The organism is Lipingzhangella rawalii (assembly GCF_031628175.1).
Taxonomy (GTDB): Bacteria; Actinomycetota; Actinomycetes; order Streptosporangiales; family Streptosporangiaceae; genus Lipingzhangella_A; species Lipingzhangella_A rawalii.
Window position 1 is genome coordinate 138,344 of record NZ_JAVLVT010000003.1, and the last position, 25,995, is coordinate 164,338.

Sequence of the window (25,995 nt, forward strand, 5' to 3'; positions counted from 1 at the left end):
TTTCCGATCCGGGGTCAGAACTGGGTGAAGCCTCCGTCCACACTGATCGCGGTTCCGGAGATGGCGCCGGAGTCCGTTGATGCCAGGGCGAGGACGAGGGATGCCACCTCGTCGGGGGTGACCATGCGGCCGAGGTCACCGGTGTAGTGCTGCGAAGCTGTGGCGATGTCGATTCCGGCGGTGTCCAGGGCCGTGTTGAGTTCTCGGGGGATCATGTCGGTGTCGGTGATGCCGGGGCAGACGGCGTTGACACTGACGCCCCGGGCGGTGACCTCTTTCGCGAGGGTCTTGGTGAAGCCGAGGAGGGCGTGTTTCGCGGTGCTGTAGCCGGCGAGTCCCGGCATTCCAGTCTTGCCGGCGATAGAGGACATGTTGATGATCCGTCCGTAGCCGCGGGGCAGCATGTGGGGCAGCGCGCAGCGCGACGCCCAGAAGGCCGAGTTCACGTTCAGCGTGAACGCGCGGCTGAGGGACTCGTCGTCGCGCTCGGTGACCAGGGGCCCCTCCTCGGGGCCGCCTCCGGCGTTGTTGACCAGGATGTCGACGCGCCGGTACTCGTCCACGGTCTCCTCGACGAGTTGGCGAATCTGGCTGGGGTCGGTGACGTCGCACTGGATGTAGCGGGCCTTGTTTCCGGCGTCGAGTTCGGTGATGGCCTGCTGTCCGCGTTCTGCGGACCGGCCGGAGATGATGACGGTGTCGTCGTTGTCGACAAATCGCCTGGCGCAGGCGAGTCCGATGCCCGAGGTTCCGCCGGTGACGATGGCGACCTTGCCCATGGTGTGCTCCTTGGTGGGGTGGTGTGGGGGCGGGGTGAGCAGCGCTAGGTTCGGGTGAAGGCCAGCACGGCGTTGTGGCCACCGAAACCGAAACTGTTCGACAGGGCGGTCTCGAATGTGCCGGTTCGGGGCGCACCAGTGACCAGATCGAGCGCTCGGGCTGCCGCGCACGGCTGTTCCAGGTGGGCCACCGGCGGGATGGTTTGGCTGCTGAGGGCGAGGGCGGTATAGGCGGCTTCGATCGCCCCGGCCGCTCCCATCGTGTGGCCGGTGACCCCCTTGGTGGAGGTGACGACGGCGTTCGGGGTCATTTCCGCCAGGACTGCGGCCTCGATGGAGTCGCCGGTGGGGGTGGAGGTGGCGTGTGCGTTGACGTGTTCAATGTCGCCGGGGGCGATTCCGGCGTCGCGGCAGGCAGCGTGGATGGCTTCCTTGGCCCCGCGGCCCTCGGGGTGGGGCGCAGTGATGTGGTGGGCGTCGGCGGTGGCGCCGTATCCGGCCAGTTTGGCGTAGGTCCGGGCTCCGCGCTGGGCCGCGTCGCTGCCCCGTTCGAGTGTGAGGATTCCGGCCCCCTCGGCTAGGACGAATCCGTCATGATCCCGGTCGAAGGGGCGGGAGGCTTGGCGTAACCGGTGCTGGGATCGGGACAGCGCACGCAGTTTGTGGAAGCCAGCCACCAGCAGGGGGGTGACGCTGGCGTCGGTGCCGCCCGCGATGACGATGTCGGCGCTGTCGGCGCGCAGCAGGTCCAGGCCCACGCCGAGTGCGGTTGCGCCGGAGGCACAGGCGGTGGAGGTGACCAGGTTGGGGCCGGTCGCCCGCAGTTCGATGGACAGGATGCCCGACACCATGTTCACCAGGCCCTTGGGGAGGAAGCGGGTGGTCACGGCGGTGGGGCCGGTGGTGTGGAAGCGGGTGTGGTTGTCCTCGAAGGTGTGGATTCCCCCGAACGCGGTCCCGATGACGACGGCGATCCGCGCGTCTGAGCGAACCGTGGGGGTGAGCTCGGCATCGTTGAGGGCGGCCTGGGCGGCGACCAGTGCGAATTGGGTGCTGCGGTCGTACTGCCGGGACAGGTGGCGGCCGGTGAACCGGTCGATATCAAAAGTACTGGGAACGGTGCTGGCGAATCCGACGGGTGCGTCCGCGAGAATATCCAGAGGGGTGGTTGTGGATCGTCCGGAACAGACGGTGGCCCAGTTGGATGAACGTCCGATTCCGGCTGGAGTGACGAGTCCGATTCCTGTGATCGAGGCCGGACCGTTCTCTGGCATGGCGTCACGCACCCGCCTTCTTGGTGACGATGGTGGCAAGCTGCTCAACGGTGTTCTGGGTGGACACTTCGTCCTCGCTGACGCTCACTCCCAGTCGCTCGTGGAGTATTTCGGATAATTCGAGAGCGGCAACCGAGTCAATGCCCAGCTCGTCCAGGGTCTTCTCGGAGCGGATTTCGTCGCTGGGCACGTCGAAGCTCTCGTGGAGGATGCGGAAGAGTTCAGTTCTCATGGTGGGCATGCCTCAATCCGGTGTAGGTATGGATGGGGTCGCTGGGGTTACTTCCATTCTTACATGAGTAACTTTCATGTTGGGAGCCGTGAAGGCAATTCATCAGAATGACATTTAAATTACTCTAAGTTATTTGAATATTACTGTATGGATACTTGAAGGGCTGGCGAATCCGCGGGATGCCGACGGTGACGGGGCGCATGTTCGGGGACGCGGGAGCCTGTCGTTACGCTTTCTCGTGTGCTCGAGCCTTGGGCGTGCTGCGCGGACCCGGCCCGCGGCCGTGATTGGAAGCCACCACCTCCGGCACGGAGCGCGGCGTGGGGAGTGTGCGGTGCCGGCGCGACACACCGTCGGCGCCAGCACCCGTAGCCCTGCTACCAACACTGTCGAATAGGGACCGGGCTGCGGGAGCTACCCGGCGCCGCAGGTCGGTGCGACCGGGGCGCTGCGGGTCAGGCCCGGTCCAGCTCGTGGGCGTGGGGTGGGTCCGCGCCGGGGCGCGAGCAGGTCACAGCGGCAACACGGGCCGCGAAGTCCAGGGCCGTGCACCACTGCTCGGTGCTCAGCCCGGTGAGCGCGGTGGACGTCAGCGCGTCGTGACGATTCAGCCAGTGCAGTAAGGCCGCCTGGACGGTGTCACCGGCGCCGATCGTGTCCACCAGTTCGGTGGGCTGGCCAGGGACGGCTACATCTCCACCTGTGCGGGTGACCACGGAGATGCCGTTCGCCCCGTGGGTGAGGACCACCGCGGCCGGCCCCAGTGCCGCCCAGCGCCGCGCCTGGGTCGTGGCATCGTCCGGGGATGTTTCGCCGAGCCACGCCGCGTCCTCCACCGAGAGCTTCAGCAGGTCCACATGTGGCAGCCAGCCCCGGAAGCGCTCTCGGTAGGCCTCCGGATCTGCGATGAGCTCCGGACGAATGTTGGGGTCCAAGGTCACGAACGCCCCGCGGGTGGACTCGCGGCGCAGCACCGTCTCGTAGGTGGTGGCGCCCGGCTCCAGCACCAGGGACAGGGTGCCGAGTGACACCGCCCGCACCTCGGGGCCGAGCGGTCCGGGGTCGGCCACCAGCCGGTCCGCGGTGCCCTCGGTGTAGAAGCCGTAGCTGGCCGAACCATCCGGTTGCCTGCTCACCACGGCCAACGTGGTCGGTTCGGGGCCGCGCTGGACCCGGGAGGTGTCCACCCCGCTGCCTCGGAGGCGCTCCACCAGGGCCTCCCCGAATCCGTCGCGAGAGATCCGGGACAGGAGGGATGTGCGCGAGCCCAGACGCCCCAGGGCCACGGCCACGTTGTAGGGGCCGCCACCCAGCCGGGGGGCCAGCCGTGCCAGCTCTCCCGGGGGCGCGACCTGGTCCGGCACGAGGTCGACGAGGGCCTCGCCTCCGACAACGATCACGCGAACTCCTCTCCGGGCATCGTCCCGTCGCCAGGCGTGGGGCAGCGGCCAAACGCGCTCGGGCGCGGGCCGGGACCTGGCTGCCCGGGAACCATGGTTACACGACCTCCCCCCGGAGGGGACACGATCGAGGACAACATCCTTGGATGAATCGGTTTATTCAAGCGAGGTTATTAACCCCGGCGTCCGTGTGGGGACACGGCGTGCGCAGTCCTTAGCGCCGCTCATATCGGTGGTATCGGTAAGGATTCTGTTTCTTAGACGCCATCATTTGAACTTAAACGGTTGAGTAGATGGCGAGTGAACTATAGCCTGATGCCTCCGGTGGAACCAACCCCGGCCCGCCGGTCCCCCCACCACGTCCCCCAAGCCGATGCCCCTCCTGGCCCCGTACCCCGGCACACTGTTGGAGGTCACGCTTATGCCATCCCCCACCTCACGCAGCACAGCATGCACACTGCTCGCGCTCCCGGCATTCGTGGCGGGACTCGTCCTCGCCCCGGTCGGAGCGAGCGCCGATACCGACCCGAACGGGCAGGCCAACGGGCACACGAACACCAACGGCAACGGCAATACGAACGGGGCGGCGTCCCCCAACGGGAACGCCAACGGCCCCGTCACCCCCGGTTTGCGGGTTCACGACGGCCGGATCGTGGACGCCAACGGTCGCGATGTCGTCATGCGCGGAGTCAACCACCCCCACGCCTGGTATCGGCAGGAACGCCAATCCATCGACGATATCGCCGCGCTCGGAGCGGACACGGTCCGTGTCGTCCTCAGCAGTGGGGACTACTGGGAACGGATTCCCGCCGGCGAGGTGAGCAGCATCGTCGGACAGTGCCAGGACAACGGGTTGATCTGTGTCCTGGAAGTCCACGACACCACCGGATACGGCGACAACGACCAGGCGGTTCCCCTGGACCGGGCCGTGGACTACTGGGTCGATATCCAGGACGTGCTGCACGGGGAAGAGGACAACGTCGTCATCAATATCGGCAACGAACCACACGGCAACTCCAACGCCCAGGACTGGACCCACGACACCGTCGAGGCCGTGGAGCGCATGCGCGCCGAAGGATTCGAGCACGCCCTGATGGTGGATGCCCCGAACTGGGGTCAGGACTGGTCCCACACCATGCGTGACAACGCCGACGCCGTCTTCGCCGCCGACCCGCACGACAACACGATCTTCTCGATTCACATGTACGGGGTCTACGAGGAGGCGGACACGGTCTACTCCTACCTCGGTGACTTCGTCGATGCCGGCCTACCGCTGGTGGTGGGCGAGTTCGGACACGAACACAGCGACAGCACCCCCGACGAGGACGCCATCCTCGCGGCTGCCGAGGAATACGGGATCGGCTACCTGGGCTGGTCCTGGAGCGGTAACTCCGGGGGCGTGGAGTACCTGGACATGGTGTACGACTTCGACAGTGACCATCTGACCGACTGGGGAGAGCGCATCTTCCACGGCGAGAACGGGATCGCCGAAACAGCCGACCGGCCGGGCTGTTAGCCCGCGTTCCGACCGAGCCCCGGCCCCAACGTTCTCGGTATCCGACACGGCTACGCTGTGATTAACCAGTTAAGGGACCTGTCGGGAGCTTACGTGCGCCGTGTCACCATTGCCGATATCGCCCGGGCCGCTGGAGTTTCCAAGGGCTCGGTCTCCTATGCACTCAACGACAAGCCGGGTGTGTCCGACGCGACCCGACGGCGCATCCTGGAGATCGCGGACGAGCTGCGGTGGGCTCCCAGCACCGCGGCTCGCTCGCTCTCGGACGGGCGTGCCGACGCTTTTGGGCTGGTCATCGACCGTCCCGCACGTGCGTTGGGGCTGGAGCCATTCTTCATGCAGCTGATCTCCGGAATCCAGGGGGCGCTGAGCGGAAGCTCGACCTCGCTGATGCTCCAGGTCACCGAGGACACGGAACGGGAGCTGGACACGTATCGGATGTGGTTCGCCCAACGGCGTGTGGACGGTGTCCTGGTTGTCGACCTGCGGGTGGACGACCCCCGACCCGAGCTGCTGTCCCAGATGGGGTTGCCCGCCGTGCTGATCGGGGGGCCGCTCACGGGCGTCAGCCAGCCCTACGTGTGGTCCGACGACGCCTCGGCGGTCCGCGAGGTCGTGCACTACCTGTTCGCCCTGCGGCACCGCAGGATCGGACGGGTGGCCGGGCCCGCGAAGTTCCTGCACACCCAGACGCGCTCCGAGGCGTTCTCGTCGGTGACCAGCGAGCTCGGGCTCATGGGCTGTCCCACGGTCCACACCGACTACTCGGACGATGCCGGCGCCCGAGCCACTCGCCGCCTGCTCGCCGACCCGAACCCGCCCAGCGCCCTCCTGTTCGACAACGATCTGATGGCGGTGGCAGCCCTCGGGGTCGCCCAGGAGATGGGCATTTCCGTGCCCGAGCAGCTGTCCGTCGTCGCATTCGACGACTCCCCCCTGTCCCGCAGCGTACGGCCGGCCCTGACCGCGGTACGGCGGGACGCCGCCGCCCACGGGCAGCGCGCCGCTGAGGTGTTGCAGCGACTCTGCGCGGGGGAGGATCCGGGCTCGGTCGAGACTCCTCCCGCAGAGTTGGTGCCGCGCTCCAGCACCGCGATCGTCCCCGACCCGGCCGCCGGGTGAGTGTGGCCCGCCCGCATGGGTGGGCCTGCCGGTAGCCGAGCGGGAGAGCCAGTGCCGCACGTGCCGCGGCGACCGGGCACCAACGCCCGCCAGAGAGGTTCAGTATCGTGACCAGCAGTCATCCCAGCCCCGCGCCGACATCGCCGTCCCCGCACCTCTCCTGGCTGCACGAGCAGCGGCACGCCCTGGTGCGGTGGGCGTGGCGTGCCCGCCACCCACACGGCTTCGCCTGGCTGGGCGATGATGGCTCCCTTGACCACACGCACGGCATCCAGCTCTGGATCACCGCGCGGATGACCCACGTCGCGGCCCTGGCCCACCGGCACGGGGACGAGGCAGCCCGGGAGCTGGCCGGGCATGGGGTCGCAGCGCTCCGCGGCGCGTTGCACGACGAGGTCTCGGGCGGGTGGTTCTCCCGCGTTGACGGGGAGGGTGCCCCCAGCGGCACGAACAAGGCCGGATACGAGCACGCGTTCGTGCTACTGGCCGCGGCCAGCGCCACTTCGGCGGCGGTCCCCGGAGCTCCGGAGTTGTTGCGGGAGGCCCGGGAGGTGGTGCTGGAACGGTTCTGGGATGAGAAGTCCGGGCTGTGCCGGGAGTCGTGGGACCGTCGTTGGCGTGTCCCGGAGTCCTACGGGGGCGCCAACAGCAATATGCACATGGTGGAGGCGTTCCTGGCAGCCTCCGCGGCCACCGGGGATGCCGACTGGGTGGGCCGGGCCCAACGCATCGCCGATTTCCTGATCGGGAGGCAGGCCCGCGCCTACGGATACCGTCTGCCCGAGCACTACACCCCCGAGTGGACCGTGCTGCCCGAGTACAACCGGGAGCGACCCGACGACCCGTTCCGCCCCTACGGGTGGACCCCGGGGCACTCCATCGAGTGGGCTCGACTGTTAGTGCACCTGGAGGCGGCCCAACCGGAGGCGCCCACCGCGCTGGTGGAGCACGCCGAGGCCCTGTTCGACACTGCGGTGCGCAACTCCTGGTCCCGCGATGGTGCGGACGGCTTCTGCTACACCCTGGACTGGACGGATGAGCCCGTAGTGCGGCTGCGCATGCACTGGGTGGTGGCGGAGGCGGCCGCCGCGGCCGAGGTGCTACACCGCCGCACCGGCAGCGACCACTACCGCGCCTGCGCTGAACGGTGGTGGGCCTATATCCGAACGCACCTGACCGATGGTCGCGACAACTGGCGTCATGAACTCGGGGAGAACAACCAGCCCTCGGCGGTGGTGTGGCAGGGACGCCCGGACGTCTACCACGGGTACACGGCTACCGCCCTGGCTGCCGGGTTGTCGATCCCCGGCTACGCGATCCGATCCGCACGGAACTGAACCAGGGAACTGAATCGGTTCGTCATCGGCGGGGCGACGGGGATCCCGACCTGCTTCCGTTCGGCAGGAGGGGCACCCGGTGCGGATGTCGTCGTGTCGCCTGCGCTTTTGGGAGGCTCCGGTGGCGGAACCCGAGTACACCCCGGGTCATTACGGTGGGGTAACAGCTCGTCGGGTACACGTTGACTCCGGCTTTCGGAGATGTTTCAGTTGCCAGAACTTATTCGATTAAGTCATTGCTCCTCCGGGTCTTCGCCTGGAGGAGCCCGATGGCCTGGTTCTCGTCCGGGATCCTGAAGCCATTCCGGATCAGGGTTCGTTCTGGACTGGGAAATCGGGAATCCCCCAGTGCCAACCCGGCGCGCCGTGCGGCGGGCGGGGAAGGAGAACACATGATGCTTAACCGGTCAAGTACTATGGCTGCACTGGGCGCGGTTGTCCTGGTGGTGACGGCCTGCTCCACGGACAACGGCGCCGGTGGGAGCTACCCCCGCGACGAGACGCTCTACACCACCGGAACGCAGTGGGGACCGCCGTCCAACTGGAACCCCATTATGAACTGGACGTATGCCACCGGAACAGTGGGCTACGCCTACGAGACCCTCTTCCTGTACGACCCCCAGGAGGAAGGCGAGATTCCCTGGCTCGCCGAGTCCGGAGCGTGGACCGACGAGGACACCTACGTGGTGACCCTGCGCGACGGCATCACTTGGGAAGACGACGAACCCCTCACGGCCGACGACGTTGTCTTCACCGTGGAACTCGGCCAGATCGACTCGGTTCCCTACAGCAACCTGTGGAACTGGCTCGATGGGGTCGAGGCCCGGGATGAGACGACCGTGGAGTTCACCTTCACGGAGCCGCGGCACCAGGAGTGGGAGAACTGGCTGTACAGCAACGCCATCGTTCCCGAACACATCTGGTCGGAGCTGGGAGAGGACGAGATCGTCTCCGACCCGAACGAGGATCCCGTGGGGACCGGTCCCTACACCTATGCGGATCACACCGACGAACGCATGATCTGGGCCAAGAAGGACGACTGGTGGGCCACCGAGCACCTCGACCTCGAGGTGGCCCCGAACTACATCGTCGACGTCGTCACGACCAGCAACGAGAACGCCCTCACGATGCTGGACCAGAACGAGATCGACATGAGTACCAACTTCCTGCCCGGTATCGACCAGACCCTCGACACCGACGAGCACATCACCAGCTACTACGACGGCCCCCCATACATGATTCCCGCCAACACCGCATGGCTGAATATGAACACGGAGCGGGAACCCCTTGATGACGCCGACTTCCGGCGTGCCATGGCCCACGCGATCGACGTGGAGCAGATCGTGGCGGGGCCCTACAGCGATCTGGTGGAGGCCGCCGACCCGACCGGGCTGCTGCCGGTCTGGGAGAACTACATCGACGAGGACCTCGTTGCGGAGCAGGGATTTTCCTACGACCGGGATGAGGCGGAGGCACTCCTGGAGGAGGCCGGCTACACCGACACCACCGGCGACGGCTACGTTGAAACGCCCGACGGAGACCCCATCGCACTGGACCTGGCTGTGCCCTCGGGCTGGACCGACTGGATGGAGGCCAGCCGCATCATCAGCGAGAACCTCCAGGAGGTCGGGATCGACGCCACCTCGGACACCCCGGACGAAGCCGCGCTCCAGGACGCCCGCGAAACCGGGGACTTCGACCTGATCATCAACAACGAGCGCCAGATCAGCAACACTCCCTGGACCTACTTCGACTACCTGTTCCGGCTTCCCGTCGAGGAACGCCAGACCACCGTCAACTTCGGACGCTACGAGAACGAGGAGGCCTGGGAACTCACCGAGGAGTTCTCCCGCATTCCCGTCGACGACCGGGAACGGATGCAGGAGGCCGCCGCAGAGCTCCAGGAGATCCACCTGTCCGAACTGCCTGCCATCCCGCTCTGGTACAACGGCCTGTGGTCGCAGGTCAACGAGGGAACCTGGACGAACTGGCCCTCGGCGGACGAGGACACGCCGCACTATTTCCCCACCACGTTCCGCGGATACCACCAGATGGGCGCCATCCTGACCCTCACCGAGATCGAGCCGGCCGACTGAGGCCACAACCGCCCCGCGTCGCCCCGGCTGAGCACATCGCCGCACCGGGGCGGCGCGGGACGGACCACCCCGCGTCCGTCCCCGCACACCCCAGGAGCAGCGCTTGTGGCGATACTTCGGTAGGAAACTCGCGGTCTACGGGCTGACCTTCGTAGCGGCGGTAACCATCAACTGGATGATCCCCCGGTTCATGCCGGGAGATCCGATCCGGTCCATGATCGGTCGCTCCGCCGTCAACGACCCGGAGGCCGTCGCCAGCATGGAGTCCTACTATTCGGAACTCTTCGGTCTCGACGTGCCGGTCTGGCAGCAGTACCTGAACTTCTGGGGGTCGCTCCTCCAGGGGGATCTGGGGGTGAGCGTCTGGCTGTTTCCACAGCCGGTCACCGAGATCCTGCTGGGCGCGGTGCCCTACACGGTGGGGCTGCTCGTCCCAGCGATCGTGCTGAGCTGGATCGCGGGCAACAAGTTCGGTGCCTATGCCGCACGCAGCAAATGGCTGGACAACACCATCCTGCCGGTGGGCTACCTGCTCACCGCGATGCCCTACATGTGGCTGGGCATTCTCCTGGCCTGGGGGCTCGGGGTCGTTGCCGGGATCCTTCCGGCCACCGGCGCCTACAGCCTGGCGGTCACACCATCCGTCACCTGGGAGTTCGCGCTGGATCTGCTCCTGCACTGGATTCTGCCGTTCCTGTCGCTGTTCCTCGTCGCGTTCGGCGGCTGGGCGATCGGCATGCGCAACATGATCATCTACGAGCTGGAGGCCGACTACTCCGGCTATCTCCAGGCCCTCGGTGCCCCCCGAACCCTCGTGCGCAAGTACGCCTTCCGAAACGCGATGCTGCCGCAGATCACCGGGCTGGCGCTCCAGCTCGGCACCATCGTGGCCGGGGCGCTGCTAACCGAGGTCGTGTTCTCCTATCCCGGGCTCGGCAACCTGATCCTGGAGGCGCTCAACAACCGGGACTATTTCCTGCTTCAGGGCGCGTTCCTGTTCCTCATCCTCGGGGTGCTGATCGCCAACTTCATCGTCGACGTCCTCTACGTCCTGGTCGACCCACGGATCCGGGTGCAGATGCAGGGAGGTGCCTGACCGTGAGTATCGACGCAACGTCTCGCCCCGAGGATGAAACCCCACGTCCCGGAACCGGCGACGGCCGGGAGTCACTGCGCTTCGCCCTGCGCAATCCGAAACTGATCGCGGGGGGCAGTGTGCTGCTGCTTCTGGCGCTCGTGGCGGCCCTCGGCCCGATTTTCGTCAGTGACCAGCCCAACGCCTACGTCGGTCCGCAGAATGCCGCCCCCTCGGCGGAGCACTGGCTGGGCACCACCAGCTTCGGCCAGGACGTCTTCGTGCAGTTCGTGCACGGGCTACGCGCCACCTTCCTGGTGGGGCTGCTCGGTGGGGGACTCGCGGCCGCCATCGGCATGGTGGTTGGCTTCGTTGCCGGCTACCGCGGCGGACTCGTCGACGAGATCCTCAACATGCTCACCAATATCGTGCTGGTCCTGCCGACCCTGGTCGTACTGATTGTCGTCACCGCCTACCTGGAGGCCCGCGGCCTGGCAGTTCAGGCCCTGTTCGTCGGGTTGACGTCCTGGCCCTGGGCGGCGCGGGCGGTCCGGGCCCAGGCGCTGTCCCTGGCCACACGCGACTTTGTGGACCTGGCCCGGTTGAGCGGACGGCGTTCCTGGCGGATCATCGTCCGGGAGGTCGCTCCCAATATGAACTCCTATCTGTTCATGACCTTCATTCTGCTCTTCGGGGGCGCGATCCTCATCGCCGCAGGCCTAGACTTCATCGGCCTCGGCCCCACCCAGGGCGTGTCGCTGGGGCTGATGATGCACAACGCGGTGAGCTGGAGCGCCCTACACCTGGGCATGTGGTGGTGGTTCATCCCACCGGGCCTCGGCATCACGGGCGTCGTCGGCTCCCTGTACATCATGAACGTCGGCCTGGACGAGGTGTTCAACCCTCGTCTGCGGGAGCTCTGAACCGGATGAGTCTCGAAGTCAGTGACCTCAGGGTGTACTACCAGACCCTGCGCGGCGACGTGCGTGCCCTGGACGGGGTGTCCTTCTCCCTCGCCGACGGCGAGATCATGGGGCTGGTCGGCGAGTCCGGAAGCGGCAAGTCCACCCTCGGCAAAAGCCTGATCCGGCTCGACTCCCGCATGCGGCACGTGGGCGGGTCCGTGCGCGTCAACGACACGGAGCTCCCCATCGGTAACGACCCCGCTATGAACCCTTTCCGGTTCCATGAGGTGTCGCTGATCCCGCAGTACGCGATGAGTGCACTGAACCCGACCCGGCGGATCGGCCGGATGATCCGGGAGCTGCTCGGCTCCCGGGGGGTGCAGTACTCGGCCGTGCGCCCGGAGCTGGAACGTCGGCTGGCGCTCGTGGGCCTGGAACCGGACGTGCTGCGTCGGTTTCCCATCGAACTGTCCGGCGGGATGAAGCAGCGCGTGGTCATGGTGCTGTCCACGCTGCTGGACCCGGCACTGCTGATCGCCGACGAGGTGACCTCCGCCCTGGACGTCTCCACGCAGCGTGCAGTCTCCGAGGCGCTGGTGGAGTTCCGAGACCGCGGATACGTCTCCTCGATGGTGTTCGTCTCGCACGATCTGGCTCTGGTCGCCCAGATCGCCGACACCACCATGGTCATGTACGCCGGCAAGCTCGCGGAGAAAGCTCCCACCGCCACCCTGGTCAGCGAACCCCGCCACCCCTACACGCGGATGCTGCTGCATTCCCTGCCCGAGGTCGGGGTCACCATCGACGAGCGACGCCAGGAGGGGGTGGCCGGCAACCCGCCGGGACTGCTGGACCCACCCACGGGCTGTCGTTTCCGGGCCCGGTGTCCACTCGCCGACGACACGTGCGCCACCGAGCCCCCGTTCGTCGACGTCGAACCAGACCACTGGGTCGCGTGCTGGAAGGCGGAGTGACAGGAATGCTCAAGCTCGACCGTGTTCACAAGGTCTACCGGGTGGGCACCTTCGGAACCGACCGGCTCACGGCCGTCTCGGATGTCGGATTCGAGGTGCACCCCGGGCGCGTGGTGTCCCTCATCGGCGAGAGCGGAAGCGGCAAGAGCACCATCGGCCGTATGGTGCTACGCCTGGCCTCCGTTACGTCCGGCAGCATCACCTTTGCGGGAAACGATGTTTCCCAGCTGCGACGGCACCGGCACCGCAAGGACTACTACCGTCACGTTCAGGGCGTCTTCCAGGACCCGTTCAGCTCGTTCAACCCCATTTTCAAGGTCGATCGGGTTTTCGAGATGCTGCGCTCGGAATACTTCCCGGGCACAACGGATCCGGAGTGGCGACGCCGCATGGGCGAGAGCATCCGAACGGTGACCCTGGACCCGGGCGAGGTGTTGGGCAAGTTTCCGCACCAGCTGAGCGGGGGCCAGCTCCAGCGACTGTTGATCGCGCGGGCCCTCATGCTGGATCTGCGTCTGCTGGTCGCCGATGAGATCATCAGCATGCTGGACGCCTCCACCCGGATCGACGTGCTCAACCTCCTAGGGGACCTGCGGGCCCGTGGTCTGGGAGTCCTGTTCGTCACCCACGACCTCGCGCTGGGGACCTACGTCAGTGACACTTCGGTGATCCTACGGTCCGGCCGGATCGTGGAGATGGGGCCGACCGGGCACGTCTTCGCCAAGCCGCAGCACCCCTACACCCGCAGCCTGCTGGCGTCGGTGCCGCAGCTGCATCGGTCCTGGGCCGAGGTCGACGCCGAGCTCAGCGCCGAACCGGACGGGCCCTGTCCCGTGCACACCGCCGCGGACACCGAGGTACTGCCCGGTCCACTGGTGCGCATCGACGATGACCACTTTGTGGGCTGTTCCGGGGACGGCACGGGCACACGCTGCTGACCACGCCACCCTCGGGCGGCCCCGGAGCCGCAATCCACCACACGTATGGAGTCGCTATGGCACAGCACGTCGCCCTGCACGACGACTGGACCCTCACCCCCAGCAGTACCGACCTCGTCCCCGCCCCCGTGCGGGACGCCGCCGACCACGACGGTATCCCGGCCACCGTCCCCGGATGTGTGCACACCGACCTGCTGGCGGCCGGGCTGATCCCCGAGCCCTACACGGACGACAACGAGCGCGTCCTGACCTGGATCGGCCGCACGGACTGGCGCTACACCCACAGCGTCGACAGGGACCTGCTGACCCGCGCCGCCCGCGAGGAACGTGTGGATCTGGTCTGCGACGGCCTGGACACCGTCGCCACCGTCCGCGCCAACGGTCGAACGGCCGGCAGCACAGCCAACATGCACCGCTCCTACCGCTTCGACGTCACCGACGCGGCCCGCACCGGCCGGCTCGACCTGAACGTGGACTTCACCGCGCCGTACCACTACGCCGAGCAGCTCCAGCAGCGGCTGGGCCACCGCCCCGGCGCCTACGACGAGCCGTACCAGTTCATCCGCAAGATGGCCTGCAACTTCGGGTGGGACTGGGGACCGACCCTGGTCACGTCCGGCATCTGGCGACCGATCGGGCTGCACGCCTGGAGCACCGCACGCCTGGCGCGGGTGGTGCCCGAGGTCACCGTGGAGTTCGACGGGGCCGCGACCACGGGAGTGGTGCGGCTGCGGGTCGAACTGGAACGCACCACGACCGGAGGCGAGGAGCCGCTGCTGCTGGAGGCCAGCATCGCCGGCCAGGACCAGCAGCTGACGGTTGCGCCCGGACAGACCGACGCCGTCCTGGAGCTCCGGGTGCCCGAGCCGCCACTGTGGTGGCCGCGGGGCTACGGGCAGCAGCCCCTGGTCGACCTCACCGTGCGCCTGCACGGGCAGGTGGGCGAGCTGGATTCCTGGCAGCGGCGCACCGCCTTCCGCACGGTCGAGCTGGACACCAGCCCGGACGCGGACGGGACCGAGTTCACTCTGCGGGTGAACGACCGGCCGATCCTCGTTCGGGGAGCGAACTGGATCCCCGACGACTGTTTCCCCAGCCGCATCACCCGTGCGGACCTCGTCGAGCGGGTGACGCAGGCGACGGAGGCGAACATGAACCTGCTGCGGGTCTGGGGCGGGGGCCGGTACGAGTGCCCGGAGTTCTACGCCGTGTGTGACGAGGCCGGCGTGCTGGTGTGGCAGGACTTCCTGTTCGCCTGCGCCGCCTATCCCGAGGAGGAGCCCATCGCCAGCGAGGTACAGGTGGAGGCGCGTCAGGCCGTCGTTGACCGGGCCCACCACCCGAGCCTGGTGCTGTGGTGCGGCAACAACGAGAACATCTGGGGGCACGTGGACTGGGGCTGGCGCGAGGAGCTGGCGGGCCGCAGCTGGGGCGAGAGCTACTACCGTAAGCTGCTGCCGCAGATCGTCGCGGAGCTGGACCCCACCCGGCCCTACATTCCCGGAAGCCCCTACTCGCCTGCGGAGGGGACGCATCCCAACGACCCGGCCCACGGGCCCATGCACATCTGGGACGTGTGGAACCAGCGGGACTACTCTGCCTACCGCGAGTACCGCCCCCGTTTCGTGTCCGAGTTCGGGTTCCAGGCCCCGGCGGCGCACGCGACCCTGCGTGCGGCCCTCAGCGACAGCCCGCTCGCGCCGGACTCCCCGGGGATGCGCCACCACCAGAAGGCCGAGGACGGAGCAGGCAAGCTCGCCCGTGGGCTGGAACCGCACCTGGGCCGGGCCGAGAACTACGACGACTGGCACTACCTGACCCAGCTCAACCAGGCCCGCGCGATCGCGGCCGGAGTGGAACACTTCCGCGCCGAGTGGCCGCGCTGCACCGGAACGGTGGTGTGGCAGCTGAACGACTGCTGGCCCGTGGTTTCCTGGTCCGCCGTGGACTCCGCGGCTCGGCGCAAACCCCTGTGGTATGCCCTGCGGCACGTCTACCGGGAACGGCTCGTGACCCTGCGACCTGCGGGGGACACGGGCCTCGATGCGGTGGTGTGCAACGACACCGACGAGCCCTGGCCACTGCGGCTGCGCCTGGCACGGCGCGACATGGCGGGGCTGGTGCTCAGCGAGACCAGGCGGGACGTCACGGTGGGTCCCCGTGCGGTTCACCGGATCAATGTGCCGCCCGAGGTCGCCACGCCGGACCATGCATGCCGGGAGTTCGCGACGGCGCAGGTCCACAGCGCTGGCGACGCTGGCAGCGCTGACGATATTGACGACACTGGCGGCGCCGCAGCCCAGCGGGCGTTGTGGTTCTTCGCTGAGGACATCGAACTGGACTATCCGGAGCCGGACTACCACCTCACGACCCGCCCGCACGGGAAGGACCTGCGGGTGACGGTGCGGGCGCGGACCCTGCTGCGGGACCTGGCGCTGTTTCCCGATCGCCTGGACGGGAGCACCAGTGTCGACGACGCCCTGGTTACCCTCCTGCCGGGAGAGGAGCACACCTTCACCGTCGCGGGAGGTGCGCACCTGCCGCCCACGGAGCTGGGGAAGCCGCCCGTGCTGCGCTGCGTGAACGGGGTCCAGCTCGTGCGTTGAAAGGAAAGGCCGATGGGGGCTCGGGGGAGCTGGCGGGTGTCACGGCACGCGCAGCACCCCGCCGTACTCGTACATGCGCCGGTTGTTGGTGCCGGCACCCAGGTATCGCTCCAACTCGGGTGGGCAGTCTCCGAGCGGAGGCTGGTTCGGGTCGGGCCGCCAGTCGTTGATGTCCACCAGCCCGGGCTCCACCGGTTGGAGGTCGGCGAGCCAGCGGTCCACGTGCTCCGGCGTGCGGGTGCGCCACGGCATGCCGAGCCCGGTGATCACGTCGGTGAGCTCCTGCGCGGTGGCCTCGTCGTCGGCCACCACGTGGGACATGGCCAGGTAGCTCCCGGGGGCGGCCTGTTCCACAGGGCCGCGGATTGCCCGCAGAGCGTCCTCCTCGTCGGGGATACAGTGCGGGATGCTGAACATGAGAATCCCCAACGGCTGGGTAAAGTCGATCAGCTCCCGGGTTTGCGGATGTGTGAGGATCTCCTCGGGAGTGGTCATGTCCGCGGTGATGACCGTGGTCTGCGGACTGTCCGCGAGAAGGGCGCGGCCGTGCGCCAACACGATCGGGTCGATGTCCACGTAGACCACCCGCGCATCGGGCTGGAACTGGCGCGCGACCTGGTGCACGTTGTTATCGGTCGGGAAACCGCTGCCCAGGTCCAGGAACTGGGTGATTCCGAGGTCGCGTGCGAGGTAACGGACGGCGCGGTAGAGAAACAGGCGGTTCTGGCGAGCGATATCCAAATCTTCGGGAAACTTCGCGCACACGCCGAGTACCAGATCCCGGTCCACCTGGAAGTTGTCCTTACCACCGAGCAGCCAGCCGTAGGCGCGGGCGGGGGTGGGGACATCCGTGGGCACGGGGGGCGGTTCGTATTCTCGGTGCCCGTCCTCGGGCCCACCACGCATGAAACGTGTGCACGGGTCCTGGGTGGGGTCGGTGTGGCGGTCCGGGCCGGGGGCTGCTGGAGTTTCGGGCATCGGTCGGCTTCCTGCTGAACGGGAGCACGGGGGAGGCGGCCGTGGTGGTGACATCCGGCGCGCCCGAAGAGTAGAGGCCCGCAGCCCCGGACACAAGGGGGCTGTGTTCGACGAACCCGCCACCGGCATCTCGATTGCTCGTTGGCTGCGGCGTGGCAGTGGCACCAGGGGGAATGAATGGCTGTGGCGAGATTGCAGCGAAGTGCCGGCTTCCGCCTCCGTTGGCCGTCGTGCGGGGGAGCGCCTCCAGGGCGCGACGCCGCCGGCGGCCGACACGGCGCGCATGGCTCACCCACCACCGGCACCACGTTTCTTCTCCTCGGGGCCAGCGCTGGCGCCGGCCTCCAGAAGGGATCCGGCTCTGGGCCGGGCCTTGCGAGAATCCTGCGCCCTCCGGAAGCGCATAGGCAGACACACCGGCCACACCCAGAGAAGCACCCCGGAGCAGAACTCCACGAAGCCCGGCACCGGTGGCTGGCCAACACAGACCCCCCGCTGGCCGCCGACGGCCAACGGGCTGGGAGCGGCTGCTTCCCACTGGCCTTCCCGCCAACTTTCGGCCGCGGGCGGTGTCGCGCCCTGGGGGCGCTTCCCCCGTACCACGGCCGATGGGCTGGAGTTCGGCTATAGCCAATCTGCGGGCAGTGTGGTGGCCACCGGCGGTGTGGCGTCGTAGCCGTGCTCCGTGACCCACGGCCAGGGGGACGGGTTCGGGGGCGGCGGTGTGGGCCACCATCGACGGGGCTGTGCTGCGGGCGGGCGGGACCGGGATTAATACTGGCGGCAGGTTCGTGGCTTCCGGCCGTGCGGGTCACCGGGCTCCCAGGCCGGTACAGGCCTGGAGAAGCTGGGCCCGGTAGCTGGTGCCGAACAGGCACACGTGGGCCAGGAGGGGGTGCAGCTGGTGCAGGGCGATACGGTCGCGCCAGCCTTCGGCCAGGGGGGCGATCTCGGTGTAGGCGTGAACCAGGCGGTCCAGGTGCGGGGCGCCGAATAGGTGCAGCATTGCCAGGTCGCTTTCCCGGTGCCCGCCATGCGCGGCCGGATCGATCACCACCGCCCCGGACCTACTCCACAGGATGTTGCCGGCCCACAGGTCCCCGTGGATGCGCGCAGGCGGCTCCGCCGGACCGGCCAGGTGCTCGATGCGGCCCAGCACCTTCTCCACCGTGGCCACGTCCTGGGCGTGCAGCGAGCCGGCGTCTCGGGCGCGGCGTAGATAGGGGCGCAGCCGATGCTCTGCGAACCATGTGGGCCAGTGGTCCCCCGCAGTGTTGTCCAGCGGCAGGGTGGCGAGCCAGCCGGGCCAGGGAGCACCGAAGGACTCCGCGCCGGCGAGGTGGGTCCGTGCCAGGCGTCGACCCAGCTCCTCGGCCGCGTCCGCGCTGGGGCGGGCTTCGGGGATCCATTCGAGCACCAGGGTTCCCGCGCCGGTGGCCAGTACCTCGGGTACGGGGACGCCGTTGGGGACCTCGCCCAGCCAGTGCAGCCCGGTGGCTTCCACATCCAGGGCTTCGCTGTGTCCGGGGGCGATTTTGGCGAAGAATCCCTGCCCGTCGGCGAGCTCGCCCCGGTGCAGTGTCCAGGCGTGGGAGGAGCCCAGGGCGGTCTGGGAACGCACCTCGACGCCGGCGACTTCGGTCAACACAGTACGGACCCCTTTCGGTGTGGTGGCGGTCGCGCTGGCCACAGGATCACACAGTGGTGTCGGGCTGTGCGGGGGCCGGAGGTCGGATCCTGTCCGTGGATGAATGGTGGCGATGAATCCGAACCGGAGGAACCGCATTTCCTGCGTGCGCTCCAGGCTGGACCGCGTCGCTGTCATGCTGCTAGATCTGGCCCGCACACGATGCCCCTGCCCCCGGCATCGAGGCGACGCGTGGACCGGATACATCGCCTCTCCAGGCTGGCTGCCGGTGTGCCCACGGGCCGGCAGGACGCGGCGGCGGTCGGGGAGGTTCGTCGCGGCGACATCACACCGTTGACGTGGGGAAGAGGTGGGACAGCTGTGGAGGTTGTCATTGGCCTGCTCGTGCTGCTGGCTTTCGTCATCCTGGCGGTGATCGGGATCTCTCTCGGGACGGCACGTCCGTCGAAGCTCATGGACTGGTCCCAGCAGCGCGGCTGGCAGTACACCCAGGAGGTCCCCGGCCTGCTGGATCGGTTCCGCGGGCATCCTTTCGACCTGTGTCGGGACGACCGCAGCGGCCACCATGTGCTGACCGGCTGGTATCGGGGATACCGGGTGCTGTTCTTCGAGCTGTGGACGTCGGCCCGAGTCATACACAGCGGCGACTCCTTCCGCCGTACCACGGGCACGCCTTACCAGGTGGTGGCGATCGAGCTGCCAACCCAGCGCCCCGAGCTGAAGGTGGCCCAGAAGAACATGGCGGACCGGCTGCTGGGCACGTTCGGGCAAGAACCGAAACTCCCGCTGCGTGACAAGCAGTTCAACGGCGCATTCCGGGTGCACACCACCAGCCAGCGCTTCGCCTGCGACGTGCTGTGCCCACAGGTGACCTCGTGGCTGCATTCCGATCCGCGTAGCAGGCACCGAACCCTGAAACTGGAGGTGTTCCGTATCGTGGACGGACACATCCTCTGTGCCCGTATCGGCAGGTCGGACCCGGACCGGTCGCTGTGGGTCGCCGACTTCCTGGTGGACCTCCTCCAGCAGATCCCACCCCAGGTTCTGGGCTGGTCGACACGGCAATAACCCAGCCGCCGTACGACCGCCCCCGTTCTGGACGTGTTCTCACACTGTCGCGGCCGCGGTGGGTGAGGGTGGTGCTCTCGGCGGCACCGGCCAGCCCGCCGGGGCCGGCGAGGCCGGCGCCGTCATCGTGTCGGGTTTTGCTGAGCCCATGCGTGGTGCTGACACTATGATGCCTCGCCACCGGGCATCCCCAGCACCGGGAACAGTGCCGCCCAGCCGGGGGGATGTCATGCAGCGGACCGCGGCGAGTACAACTCCAGTGGAAACCGAATACAGCGAGCTGGACCGGCGTGCCCGAACGGTGGAACCCAAGGTTCGGCAGTGGCGACATCACCTGCACGCCAACCCGGAGCTGTCCAATCGGGAGAGGCACACCGCGGAGTTCATCACTGACCATCTGCACCGGATCGGCCTGGACGAGGTGCGGACCGGAATCGCGGGCCACGGGGTGGTGGGGGTGCTGCGCGGCGGCATGCCGGGGGAGCGGGTCGCCGCACTGCGCGCGGACATCGACGCCCTACCGGTGCAGGAAACGTCCGGGGTCGACTTCGCCTCTACCCAGGTGGACCGCGACTATCCGGGCGGCCCGTTTCCGGTCGCGCACGCCTGCGGGCACGACTGCCACACCGCCATGCTGCTGGGAGCCGCCGAGGTGCTCGGTGGGATCCGGCATCGGCTCCCCGGCACGGTAATGTTCGTCTTCCAGCCGGCCGAGGAAGGGCCGCCGGTGGGCGAGGCTGGCGGGGCGCGGGAGATGCTGCGTTCCGGGGCGCTCGCGGACCCGGAGCCCACCATGGCCTTCGGGATGCACGTCACCCCGCTGCCCGTCGGTGTTGTCGGCTACCACACTGGGAACCAGTACGCCGCGTCCTGCCTGGTCAAGACCACAATCACCGGTAAGCAGGTGCACGGCTCCACACCGTGGCAGGGCAGGGATCCACTGCCGGTGGCCGCGGACATCATCTCCGCCTGCGGCCAGGTGTACCGGCAGGTCCCGGCTACCTCACCAGTCACAGTGAGCATCGGCCACGTCGAGGACCAGGGACGGTTCAACATCATCGGTGGCGAGGTGACGCTCTGGGGAACCATCCGCTGCATGCGGCAACAGGACATGGCCGCGGTGCAGTCGAAGTTCAGCCGCACCGCACAGCATCTGGCCCAGGCCTACGGTTGTCAGGCACAGACCGAGTTCATGCTGGAAGTGCCCCCGGTGGAGAACACGGGGCCGTGGGTGGACGCGGCACTACCCACACTGCGGCGGGTCGCGGGCGAGGACCACGTCATGGACACCGGGGCGACGCTGGGTTGTGACGATGTCGCAGAGTTCGTGCGGGCCTACGGTGGGCTCTACGTCATGCTGGGATGCCAGGACACCCGGTATGTGGATGGCGATGTGCAACCGGTTCCCGGTGGGCGTGGGGTCGTGGTGAACCACAATCCCGGCTTCTACGCTGACGACGCGTCGCTCCTCACCGGGGTGCGGTTGCACGTGAATATGGCGATGGACCATCTGGCCGGACTGGCCGTTCCCGGGTCGGCTCGCTAACCGCCCGTTCTCCCTCCTGTGGCGGACGCGGCGGACGCGGTGGGCGCGGTGGACTTGTCGCAGGCTTCCCAGGTCGCCTATGACGTGCTGGAGCTGGTCGGCACCGCGGCTTTTGCCGCCTCGGGGGCGTTGCTTGCGGTGCGACGCGGCTACGACGTCGTGGGAATCACCGTGTTGGCCTGTGCCACGGGGTTCGGTGGCGGAATGGCGCGTGACGTCCTGCTGGGGGACGTGCCGCCGGTCGCGTTCACTGACCTGCGGTATCTCGCGGTGGCCGTGGCCACCGCCGCGGTTATCGTGGTGTGGCATCCACCGCCGGTGCTCACCCGGTATCCACTGAACTTCGCTGACGCGATCGGGCTGGGCCTGTTCTGCGTGACCGGAGCCGTGAAGGCATGGCAGTTCGGCCTGGGGCCGGTACCCGCTACGCTCCTCGGGCTGACCACAGCGATCGGTGGGGGAATGATCCGGGACATCCTGGGCGGGCGTTCCCCGTCGGTGCTTCGCGACGACGAGGAAATCTACGCCGTGCCCGCGCTCCTGGGTGCCGCCACAACCGCCGTCCTGCTGTATCTCGACCTGTTCACCGTGGTAACCGGGACTCTGGCGGCTCTCGGAGCGATCGGCCTCCGGCTACTGGCGCTGCGGTTTCGCTGGCGGGCTCCACGGGCGCGGGGCCGACCCAGTGCGGAGTGACCCCGGTGTGCGCGGCAGGAGACCACGGACGTTCGGCCGACAGCGGTGGCTGTTGGCTCGGCGGGTATCGCGCGGTCATCGGGCAGGCCGGGCGCTACTCCCCAGCGTCTGCCGTGGCGCGGGAGTGGAACTCCTGGAGTAGCTGCTGTTCGGCGCTGACCAGGTAGTCGTGCAGGCGGTTGGCGGCCTGGGCGGTCTCGCCGGCGGCGAGGAGTTCGTAGATGCCCTGGTTCTGCTCAAGATAGGGAAGGTGGAGTTCTCGGGGGGTGGTGATCACCTGGAACACCAGACGCATTTCGGCCAGCAGCTGGGCCATCGTCTCGTCGATGCGTGAACTGCGCGCCAGGGCGACCAGACGCTGGTGAAAATGCATGTTCGCGGTGCCCACGGTCCACCAGTCGCCGGTGTCCCGAGCCTGGATGCCTTCGTGCACGGCGGCCGCGACGTCCTGAAGCTCGGCCGTGGCGTCCGCGGGGGTGCACTCACGGAGCGCCCCGATCTCGAGGGCTCGGCGAGCCCGGTAGAGGTCGCGCACATCGCGTTCGGTCGGCATGGCGACAAACACCCCACGGCCAAACTCGTGCACGAGAAGCCGCTCGTGGCCCAGCAGACGGAAGGCCTCGCGCAGTGTGTTGCGGGAGACGCCCAGCGCGGTGCGGATCTGTTCCTCGGCGAGGCGTTCCCCGGGAGCGACAGCCCCGGCGGTGATCTGTCCGCGCAGGATTTCCGCGATCCGCTCGGCGGTACTCAACCGCTCCAGCGACCTGCGTGCGGCCGCCAGGTCGCGAACCCAGTTCGCTGCCACCGTCACCTCCGTTGCCGATGCGTCGCCGCTGTGAGCATAACGCCGCACCTGCAACAGGCCGGTCCGGAACTGTACGCGGCACCCCACAAACCCTTCAGGGTATGTGAGTCAAATCACACTTCCCTGTAGCACAATCCTCCAGGAGGATTGTTCAACAATATTGGTGACTGTTGCGCTCCCCGGAAACTGGAGGTGAGCATGCCGGGCATACCCACACGCACCAGCGACGACAGGACCAGACCACACTTCCAGGACGCCTCCGCCACCGGCCGGCCGAATCTGCGCCGTGTCGTGGGCGGGGCCGTGTTCCGCCGCCACCTGCTGCGTGGATACCGCTACCCCCGGCTGGCTGATCACCATCGATATCGCCGTGTGACTGTTTCCTCTCGTCCTCAGCCGCAACTCCATGCAGGGAATCCCCGAGGTGTGGGAGCTGTGGGAATTCCGCACCGACCGACCCCAACACGAACCACCAGGAGGGAACCGTGACTGGACGGGACGCACCACCAGGAATCGACCTGAACAGCGACCTCGGGGAGAGCTTCGGCCGCTGGCAGCTCGGCGACGACGACGCCATGCTGACCCTGGTCAGCAGCGCCAATGTCGCCTGCGGTTTCCATGCCGGCGACCCCGGCGTGATGCGACGCACCTGCGAGCTCGCCGCCGAACGTGGCGTCGCGGTGGGAGCCCACGTCGCCTACCGCGACCTCGCCGGATTCGGGCGACGGTTCATCGATATCGCCCCACAGGAACTCACCGACGACGTGCTCTACCAGCTCGGGGCGCTGGACGCCTGCGCGCGCGCAGCGGGAACCCGGGTGCGCTACATCAAGCCGCACGGGGCGCTGTACAACGCGATCGTGCACCACGACCAGCAGGCCGCCGCCGTCGTGGAGGCGGTCCTGCGCTACAACCCGCAGCTGCCCGCCCTCGGCCTGCCGTCCTCCGCGTGGCTGCGTCACGCCGACAAGGCCGGCCTGCCTATCGCCCACGAAGCCTTCGCCGACCGCGCCTACACCCCTGAGGGCACGCTGGTTCCCCGCACAGAGCCCGGCGCCGTCCTGCACGACCCCGCCGAGATCGCCGAGCGGTGCCTGGCTATCGCCCTCGGCGCGGGGGTGTCGGCCATCGACGGTTCCCAGGTGCCGCTGCGTGCCGACTCGCTGTGTGTCCACGGCGACAGTCCCGGTGCGGTGGAGATCGCCCGGGCCGTCGCCGAACGGCTGCGCGGTGCGGCAGTCCCGATCCGGACGTTTGTTGCCTGACCCTGCGAACACGGGGGACATTATGCAGATCCTGCCCTGTGGGGATCGTGGGCTACTCGTGGAGCTGGACACCCTCCAGGAGGTCCTGAACCTGCACGCCGCCCTGCGCGCCGACCCACCACCCGGGCTCAGTGAGCTCGTGCCCGCCGCGCGTACCGTTCTGCTGCGCCTGGACCCCACACAGTGCGACCCCGCTGGGGCCGAACGTCACCTGCGCAGGCTGAACCCGGGCAGTGTCGCGGCTCCGGGGCAGAGCAAGGCGCCGCTGGTCGAGATCCCGGTTGTCTACGACGGCCCCGACCTGCCCGACGCCGCTCGCCTGCTCGGTATGTCCGAACGGGACCTGGTTGCCGCACACACCGCAGCGGGCTGGACCGTGGCGTTCTGTGGCTTCGCACCCGGCTTCGGATACCTGGTCAGCGACGATCCACGCTTCCAGGTGCCGCGCCGCGGCGAGTCCCGCACGGCCGTTCCGCCAGGCTCCGTCGCCCTGGCTGGCGAATTCAGCGGCGTCTATCCGCGCAGCTCGCCCGGTGGCTGGCAGCTCATCGGCACAACCGAACTGGAGGTGTGGAACCTGGATCGCGACCCGCCCGGCCTGCTGCGGCCCGGTGTCCACGTTCGTTTTCGAGAGGAAGCGTGATGCGCGGCCTCACGGTCACCGATCCCGGCCCGTCGAGCACGATTCAGGACACCGGCCGGGCGGGCTACGCCGCGCTGGGGGTGGGACGTTCCGGTGCGGCCGACGGGCCGGCCGCGGCTTTGGCCAACCGGCTTGTGGCCAACCCACCCGGCGCCGCAGTGGTGGAATCCACGCTGGGTGGTGTGCACGTGCGCGCCCACGGTCGCGTCACCGTCGCCGTCACCGGAGCTCCCTGCCCGCTCACCGTGGCCGTGCCCGACGCCAGCTCCGTCCACGGTGCGGCCATGAACACGGTGCTGCACCTCGCCGACGGTGCCACGCTGCGGCTGGGCCGGCCAACCCGCGGGCTGCGCAGCTACCTCGCCCTGCGTGGCGGAATCGACGTGCCGCCGGTGCTGGGTTCACGCAGCACAGATCTGCTCGCCGGGCTGGGGCCGCCAGCGCTGGCCCCGGGGACGTGGCTGCCCGCGGGGCCACCGCCAGCCGCGTTTCCCCGGCTGGACAGCGCCCCTGTCCCGGAGGTCCCCGACGGGTCGATCACCCTGCGCGCGGTGCTGGGTCCGCGCTGTGCCTGGTTCACCCACGAGGCCCACGCGTCGCTGCGGGAATCCGGGTTTACCGTGACCCCGCGCAGCAATCGGATCGGCCTGCGCCTCGACGGTCCGGAGTTGCCGCGTGCCCGTGGGGGAGAATTGCCCAGCGAGGGCATGATGCCCGGCTCGTTGCAGGTCCCACCGGGCGGCGAACCGGTGCTCTTTCTCGCCGACCATCCCGTCACCGGTGGATATCCCGTGCTTGCTGTGGTGCACAGCGCCGACCTGCCCCGGGCCGCACAGGCCCCGCCCGGATGTCGCCTGCGGTTTCGGATCATCGAGCCAGCATCCGCGGAAGGAGCTGTCCGGGCCCTGCCCAGACCACGCTGATCGCCGTCCCCCGCGATCTGCCCTTCAACCTGGTGCCCTTCGCCCAGCACAACCCCAGAGCCTGTCCCGTGCTGGACGCCCCGAACTGCGGAAGTCCACACTTCGGGTGCCCGGACACCCGTGGCGGGGTAGCGCGGGGTGACCATGCTGGTTCCCGAACCGCGCCGGC

22 protein-coding genes are annotated in these 25,995 nt (G+C 68.3%); 15 read left to right on the forward strand and 7 right to left on the reverse strand.

All coding sequences use genetic code 11. From position 1 onward, the window contains the following. Positions 1-14 precede the first annotated feature (14 nt). The 4 genes from RIF23_RS07435 to RIF23_RS07450 form a co-directional block, all read right to left on the reverse strand. Positions 15-779, reverse strand: coding sequence for an SDR family NAD(P)-dependent oxidoreductase (locus RIF23_RS07435; RefSeq protein WP_310911668.1), 765 nt, complete (start codon positions 777-779; stop codon positions 15-17). A 44-nt stretch (positions 780-823) separates the two neighbouring features. Then, on the reverse strand, positions 824-2,065 hold the full coding sequence (locus RIF23_RS07440; RefSeq protein WP_310911669.1) for a beta-ketoacyl-[acyl-carrier-protein] synthase family protein: 1,242 nt from the start codon (positions 2,063-2,065) through the stop codon (positions 824-826). Then, on the reverse strand, positions 2,058-2,285 hold the full coding sequence (locus RIF23_RS07445) for an acyl carrier protein (protein WP_310911670.1): 228 nt from the start codon (positions 2,283-2,285) through the stop codon (positions 2,058-2,060). The genes RIF23_RS07440 and RIF23_RS07445 overlap by 8 nt, the downstream gene beginning before the upstream one ends. Before the next feature lie 455 nt (positions 2,286-2,740). Further along, a complete protein-coding gene (locus tag RIF23_RS07450; RefSeq protein WP_310911671.1) occupies positions 2,741-3,685 on the reverse strand; it encodes a carbohydrate kinase family protein in 945 nt (314 codons plus the stop codon). A gap of 421 nt (positions 3,686-4,106) precedes the next feature. Between RIF23_RS07450 and RIF23_RS07455 the strand changes: the two genes are divergently transcribed. From RIF23_RS07455 to RIF23_RS07495, 9 genes are all read left to right on the forward strand, one after another. Continuing rightward, on the forward strand, positions 4,107-5,201 hold the full coding sequence (locus RIF23_RS07455; protein WP_310911672.1) for a glycoside hydrolase family 5 protein: 1,095 nt from the start codon (positions 4,107-4,109) through the stop codon (positions 5,199-5,201). Positions 5,202-5,294: 93 nt separating this feature from the next. Further along, positions 5,295-6,323 carry a LacI family DNA-binding transcriptional regulator gene (locus tag RIF23_RS07460; RefSeq protein WP_310911673.1) on the forward strand — a complete coding sequence of 343 codons (1,029 nt, stop codon included), beginning with the start codon at positions 5,295-5,297 and terminating at the stop codon, positions 6,321-6,323. A gap of 107 nt (positions 6,324-6,430) precedes the next feature. Continuing rightward, the gene (locus RIF23_RS07465) at positions 6,431-7,660 is read left to right on the forward strand and encodes an AGE family epimerase/isomerase (RefSeq protein WP_310911674.1); all 1,230 of its coding nucleotides are present in this window, start codon (positions 6,431-6,433) and stop codon (positions 7,658-7,660) included. Positions 7,661-8,055: 395 nt separating this feature from the next. Continuing rightward, positions 8,056-9,756 (forward strand): ABC transporter substrate-binding protein, encoded by a 1,701-nt coding sequence (locus RIF23_RS07470; protein WP_407659439.1) that lies wholly within the window; start codon positions 8,056-8,058, stop codon positions 9,754-9,756. 103 nt (positions 9,757-9,859) lie between these two features. Next, entirely contained in the window at positions 9,860-10,852 is a 993-nt protein-coding gene (locus RIF23_RS07475) for an ABC transporter permease (protein ID WP_310911676.1), read from the forward strand. 8 nt (positions 10,853-10,860) lie between these two features. Beyond that, the gene (locus RIF23_RS07480; protein ID WP_310912084.1) at positions 10,861-11,754 is read left to right on the forward strand and encodes an ABC transporter permease; all 894 of its coding nucleotides are present in this window, start codon (positions 10,861-10,863) and stop codon (positions 11,752-11,754) included. 5 nt (positions 11,755-11,759) lie between these two features. Then, positions 11,760-12,710: an ABC transporter ATP-binding protein gene (locus RIF23_RS07485; RefSeq protein WP_310911677.1), complete on the forward strand. Its 951-nt coding sequence runs from the start codon at positions 11,760-11,762 to the stop codon at positions 12,708-12,710. A 5-nt stretch (positions 12,711-12,715) separates the two neighbouring features. Then, entirely contained in the window at positions 12,716-13,648 is a 933-nt protein-coding gene (locus RIF23_RS07490; RefSeq protein ID WP_310911678.1) for an ABC transporter ATP-binding protein, read from the forward strand. Positions 13,649-13,704: 56 nt separating this feature from the next. Next, complete coding sequence (locus tag RIF23_RS07495) at positions 13,705-16,254, forward strand: glycoside hydrolase family 2 protein (RefSeq protein ID WP_310911679.1); 2,550 nt, start codon at positions 13,705-13,707, stop codon at positions 16,252-16,254. Positions 16,255-16,293: 39 nt separating this feature from the next. On the opposite strand, the gene RIF23_RS07500 is transcribed toward RIF23_RS07495, so the two are convergent. Next, on the reverse strand, positions 16,294-17,232 hold the full coding sequence (locus RIF23_RS07500; protein WP_310911680.1) for an SAM-dependent methyltransferase: 939 nt from the start codon (positions 17,230-17,232) through the stop codon (positions 16,294-16,296). A gap of 811 nt (positions 17,233-18,043) precedes the next feature. Beyond that, on the reverse strand, positions 18,044-18,880 hold the full coding sequence (locus tag RIF23_RS07505; RefSeq protein ID WP_310911681.1) for a fructosamine kinase family protein: 837 nt from the start codon (positions 18,878-18,880) through the stop codon (positions 18,044-18,046). A gap of 360 nt (positions 18,881-19,240) precedes the next feature. Between RIF23_RS07505 and RIF23_RS07510 the strand changes: the two genes are divergently transcribed. From RIF23_RS07510 to RIF23_RS07520, 3 genes are all read left to right on the forward strand, one after another. Then, positions 19,241-19,948 (forward strand): type III secretion system chaperone family protein, encoded by a 708-nt coding sequence (locus tag RIF23_RS07510; protein WP_310911682.1) that lies wholly within the window; start codon positions 19,241-19,243, stop codon positions 19,946-19,948. 229 nt (positions 19,949-20,177) lie between these two features. Then, positions 20,178-21,494, forward strand: a complete 1,317-nt coding sequence (locus tag RIF23_RS07515) for a M20 metallopeptidase family protein (RefSeq protein WP_310911683.1) — start codon at positions 20,178-20,180, stop codon at positions 21,492-21,494. A gap of 48 nt (positions 21,495-21,542) precedes the next feature. Continuing rightward, on the forward strand, positions 21,543-22,190 hold the full coding sequence (locus RIF23_RS07520) for a trimeric intracellular cation channel family protein (protein ID WP_310911684.1): 648 nt from the start codon (positions 21,543-21,545) through the stop codon (positions 22,188-22,190). A gap of 94 nt (positions 22,191-22,284) precedes the next feature. Here RIF23_RS07520 and RIF23_RS07525 read toward each other — a convergent pair whose 3' ends face one another. Further along, a complete protein-coding gene (locus RIF23_RS07525; protein WP_310911685.1) occupies positions 22,285-22,995 on the reverse strand; it encodes a GntR family transcriptional regulator in 711 nt (236 codons plus the stop codon). A 485-nt stretch (positions 22,996-23,480) separates the two neighbouring features. Between RIF23_RS07525 and RIF23_RS07530 the strand changes: the two genes are divergently transcribed. From RIF23_RS07530 to RIF23_RS07540, 3 genes are read left to right on the forward strand one after another with little or no spacing between them, the layout of a single operon-like run. Continuing rightward, positions 23,481-24,260 (forward strand): LamB/YcsF family protein, encoded by a 780-nt coding sequence (locus tag RIF23_RS07530; RefSeq protein WP_310911686.1) that lies wholly within the window; start codon positions 23,481-23,483, stop codon positions 24,258-24,260. Positions 24,261-24,282: 22 nt separating this feature from the next. Next, a complete protein-coding gene (locus RIF23_RS07535) occupies positions 24,283-24,903 on the forward strand; it encodes a 5-oxoprolinase subunit B family protein (RefSeq protein ID WP_310911687.1) in 621 nt (206 codons plus the stop codon). Next, positions 24,903-25,826 (forward strand): 5-oxoprolinase subunit C family protein, encoded by a 924-nt coding sequence (locus RIF23_RS07540; RefSeq protein WP_310911688.1) that lies wholly within the window; start codon positions 24,903-24,905, stop codon positions 25,824-25,826. The genes RIF23_RS07535 and RIF23_RS07540 overlap by 1 nt, the downstream gene beginning before the upstream one ends. Positions 25,827-25,995: the final 169 nt, after the last annotated feature.

Coding starts and splice junctions, on each gene's coding strand:
- RIF23_RS07540 (WP_310911688.1), top strand. CDS start 24,903: ATGCGCGGCCTCACGGTCACCGATCCCGGCCCGTCGAGCACGATTCAG.
- RIF23_RS07535 (WP_310911687.1), top strand. CDS start 24,283: ATGCAGATCCTGCCCTGTGGGGATCGTGGGCTACTCGTGGAGCTGGAC.
- RIF23_RS07445 (WP_310911670.1), bottom strand. CDS start 2,285: ATGAGAACTGAACTCTTCCGCATCCTCCACGAGAGCTTCGACGTGCCC.
- RIF23_RS07470 (WP_407659439.1), top strand. CDS start 8,056: ATGCTTAACCGGTCAAGTACTATGGCTGCACTGGGCGCGGTTGTCCTG.
- RIF23_RS07435 (WP_310911668.1), bottom strand. CDS start 779: ATGGGCAAGGTCGCCATCGTCACCGGCGGAACCTCGGGCATCGGACTC.
- RIF23_RS07490 (WP_310911678.1), top strand. CDS start 12,716: ATGCTCAAGCTCGACCGTGTTCACAAGGTCTACCGGGTGGGCACCTTC.
- RIF23_RS07455 (WP_310911672.1), top strand. CDS start 4,107: ATGCCATCCCCCACCTCACGCAGCACAGCATGCACACTGCTCGCGCTC.
- RIF23_RS07515 (WP_310911683.1), top strand. CDS start 20,178: ATGCAGCGGACCGCGGCGAGTACAACTCCAGTGGAAACCGAATACAGC.
- RIF23_RS07495 (WP_310911679.1), top strand. CDS start 13,705: ATGGCACAGCACGTCGCCCTGCACGACGACTGGACCCTCACCCCCAGC.
- RIF23_RS07485 (WP_310911677.1), top strand. CDS start 11,760: ATGAGTCTCGAAGTCAGTGACCTCAGGGTGTACTACCAGACCCTGCGC.
- RIF23_RS07500 (WP_310911680.1), bottom strand. CDS start 17,232: ATGCCCGAAACTCCAGCAGCCCCCGGCCCGGACCGCCACACCGACCCC.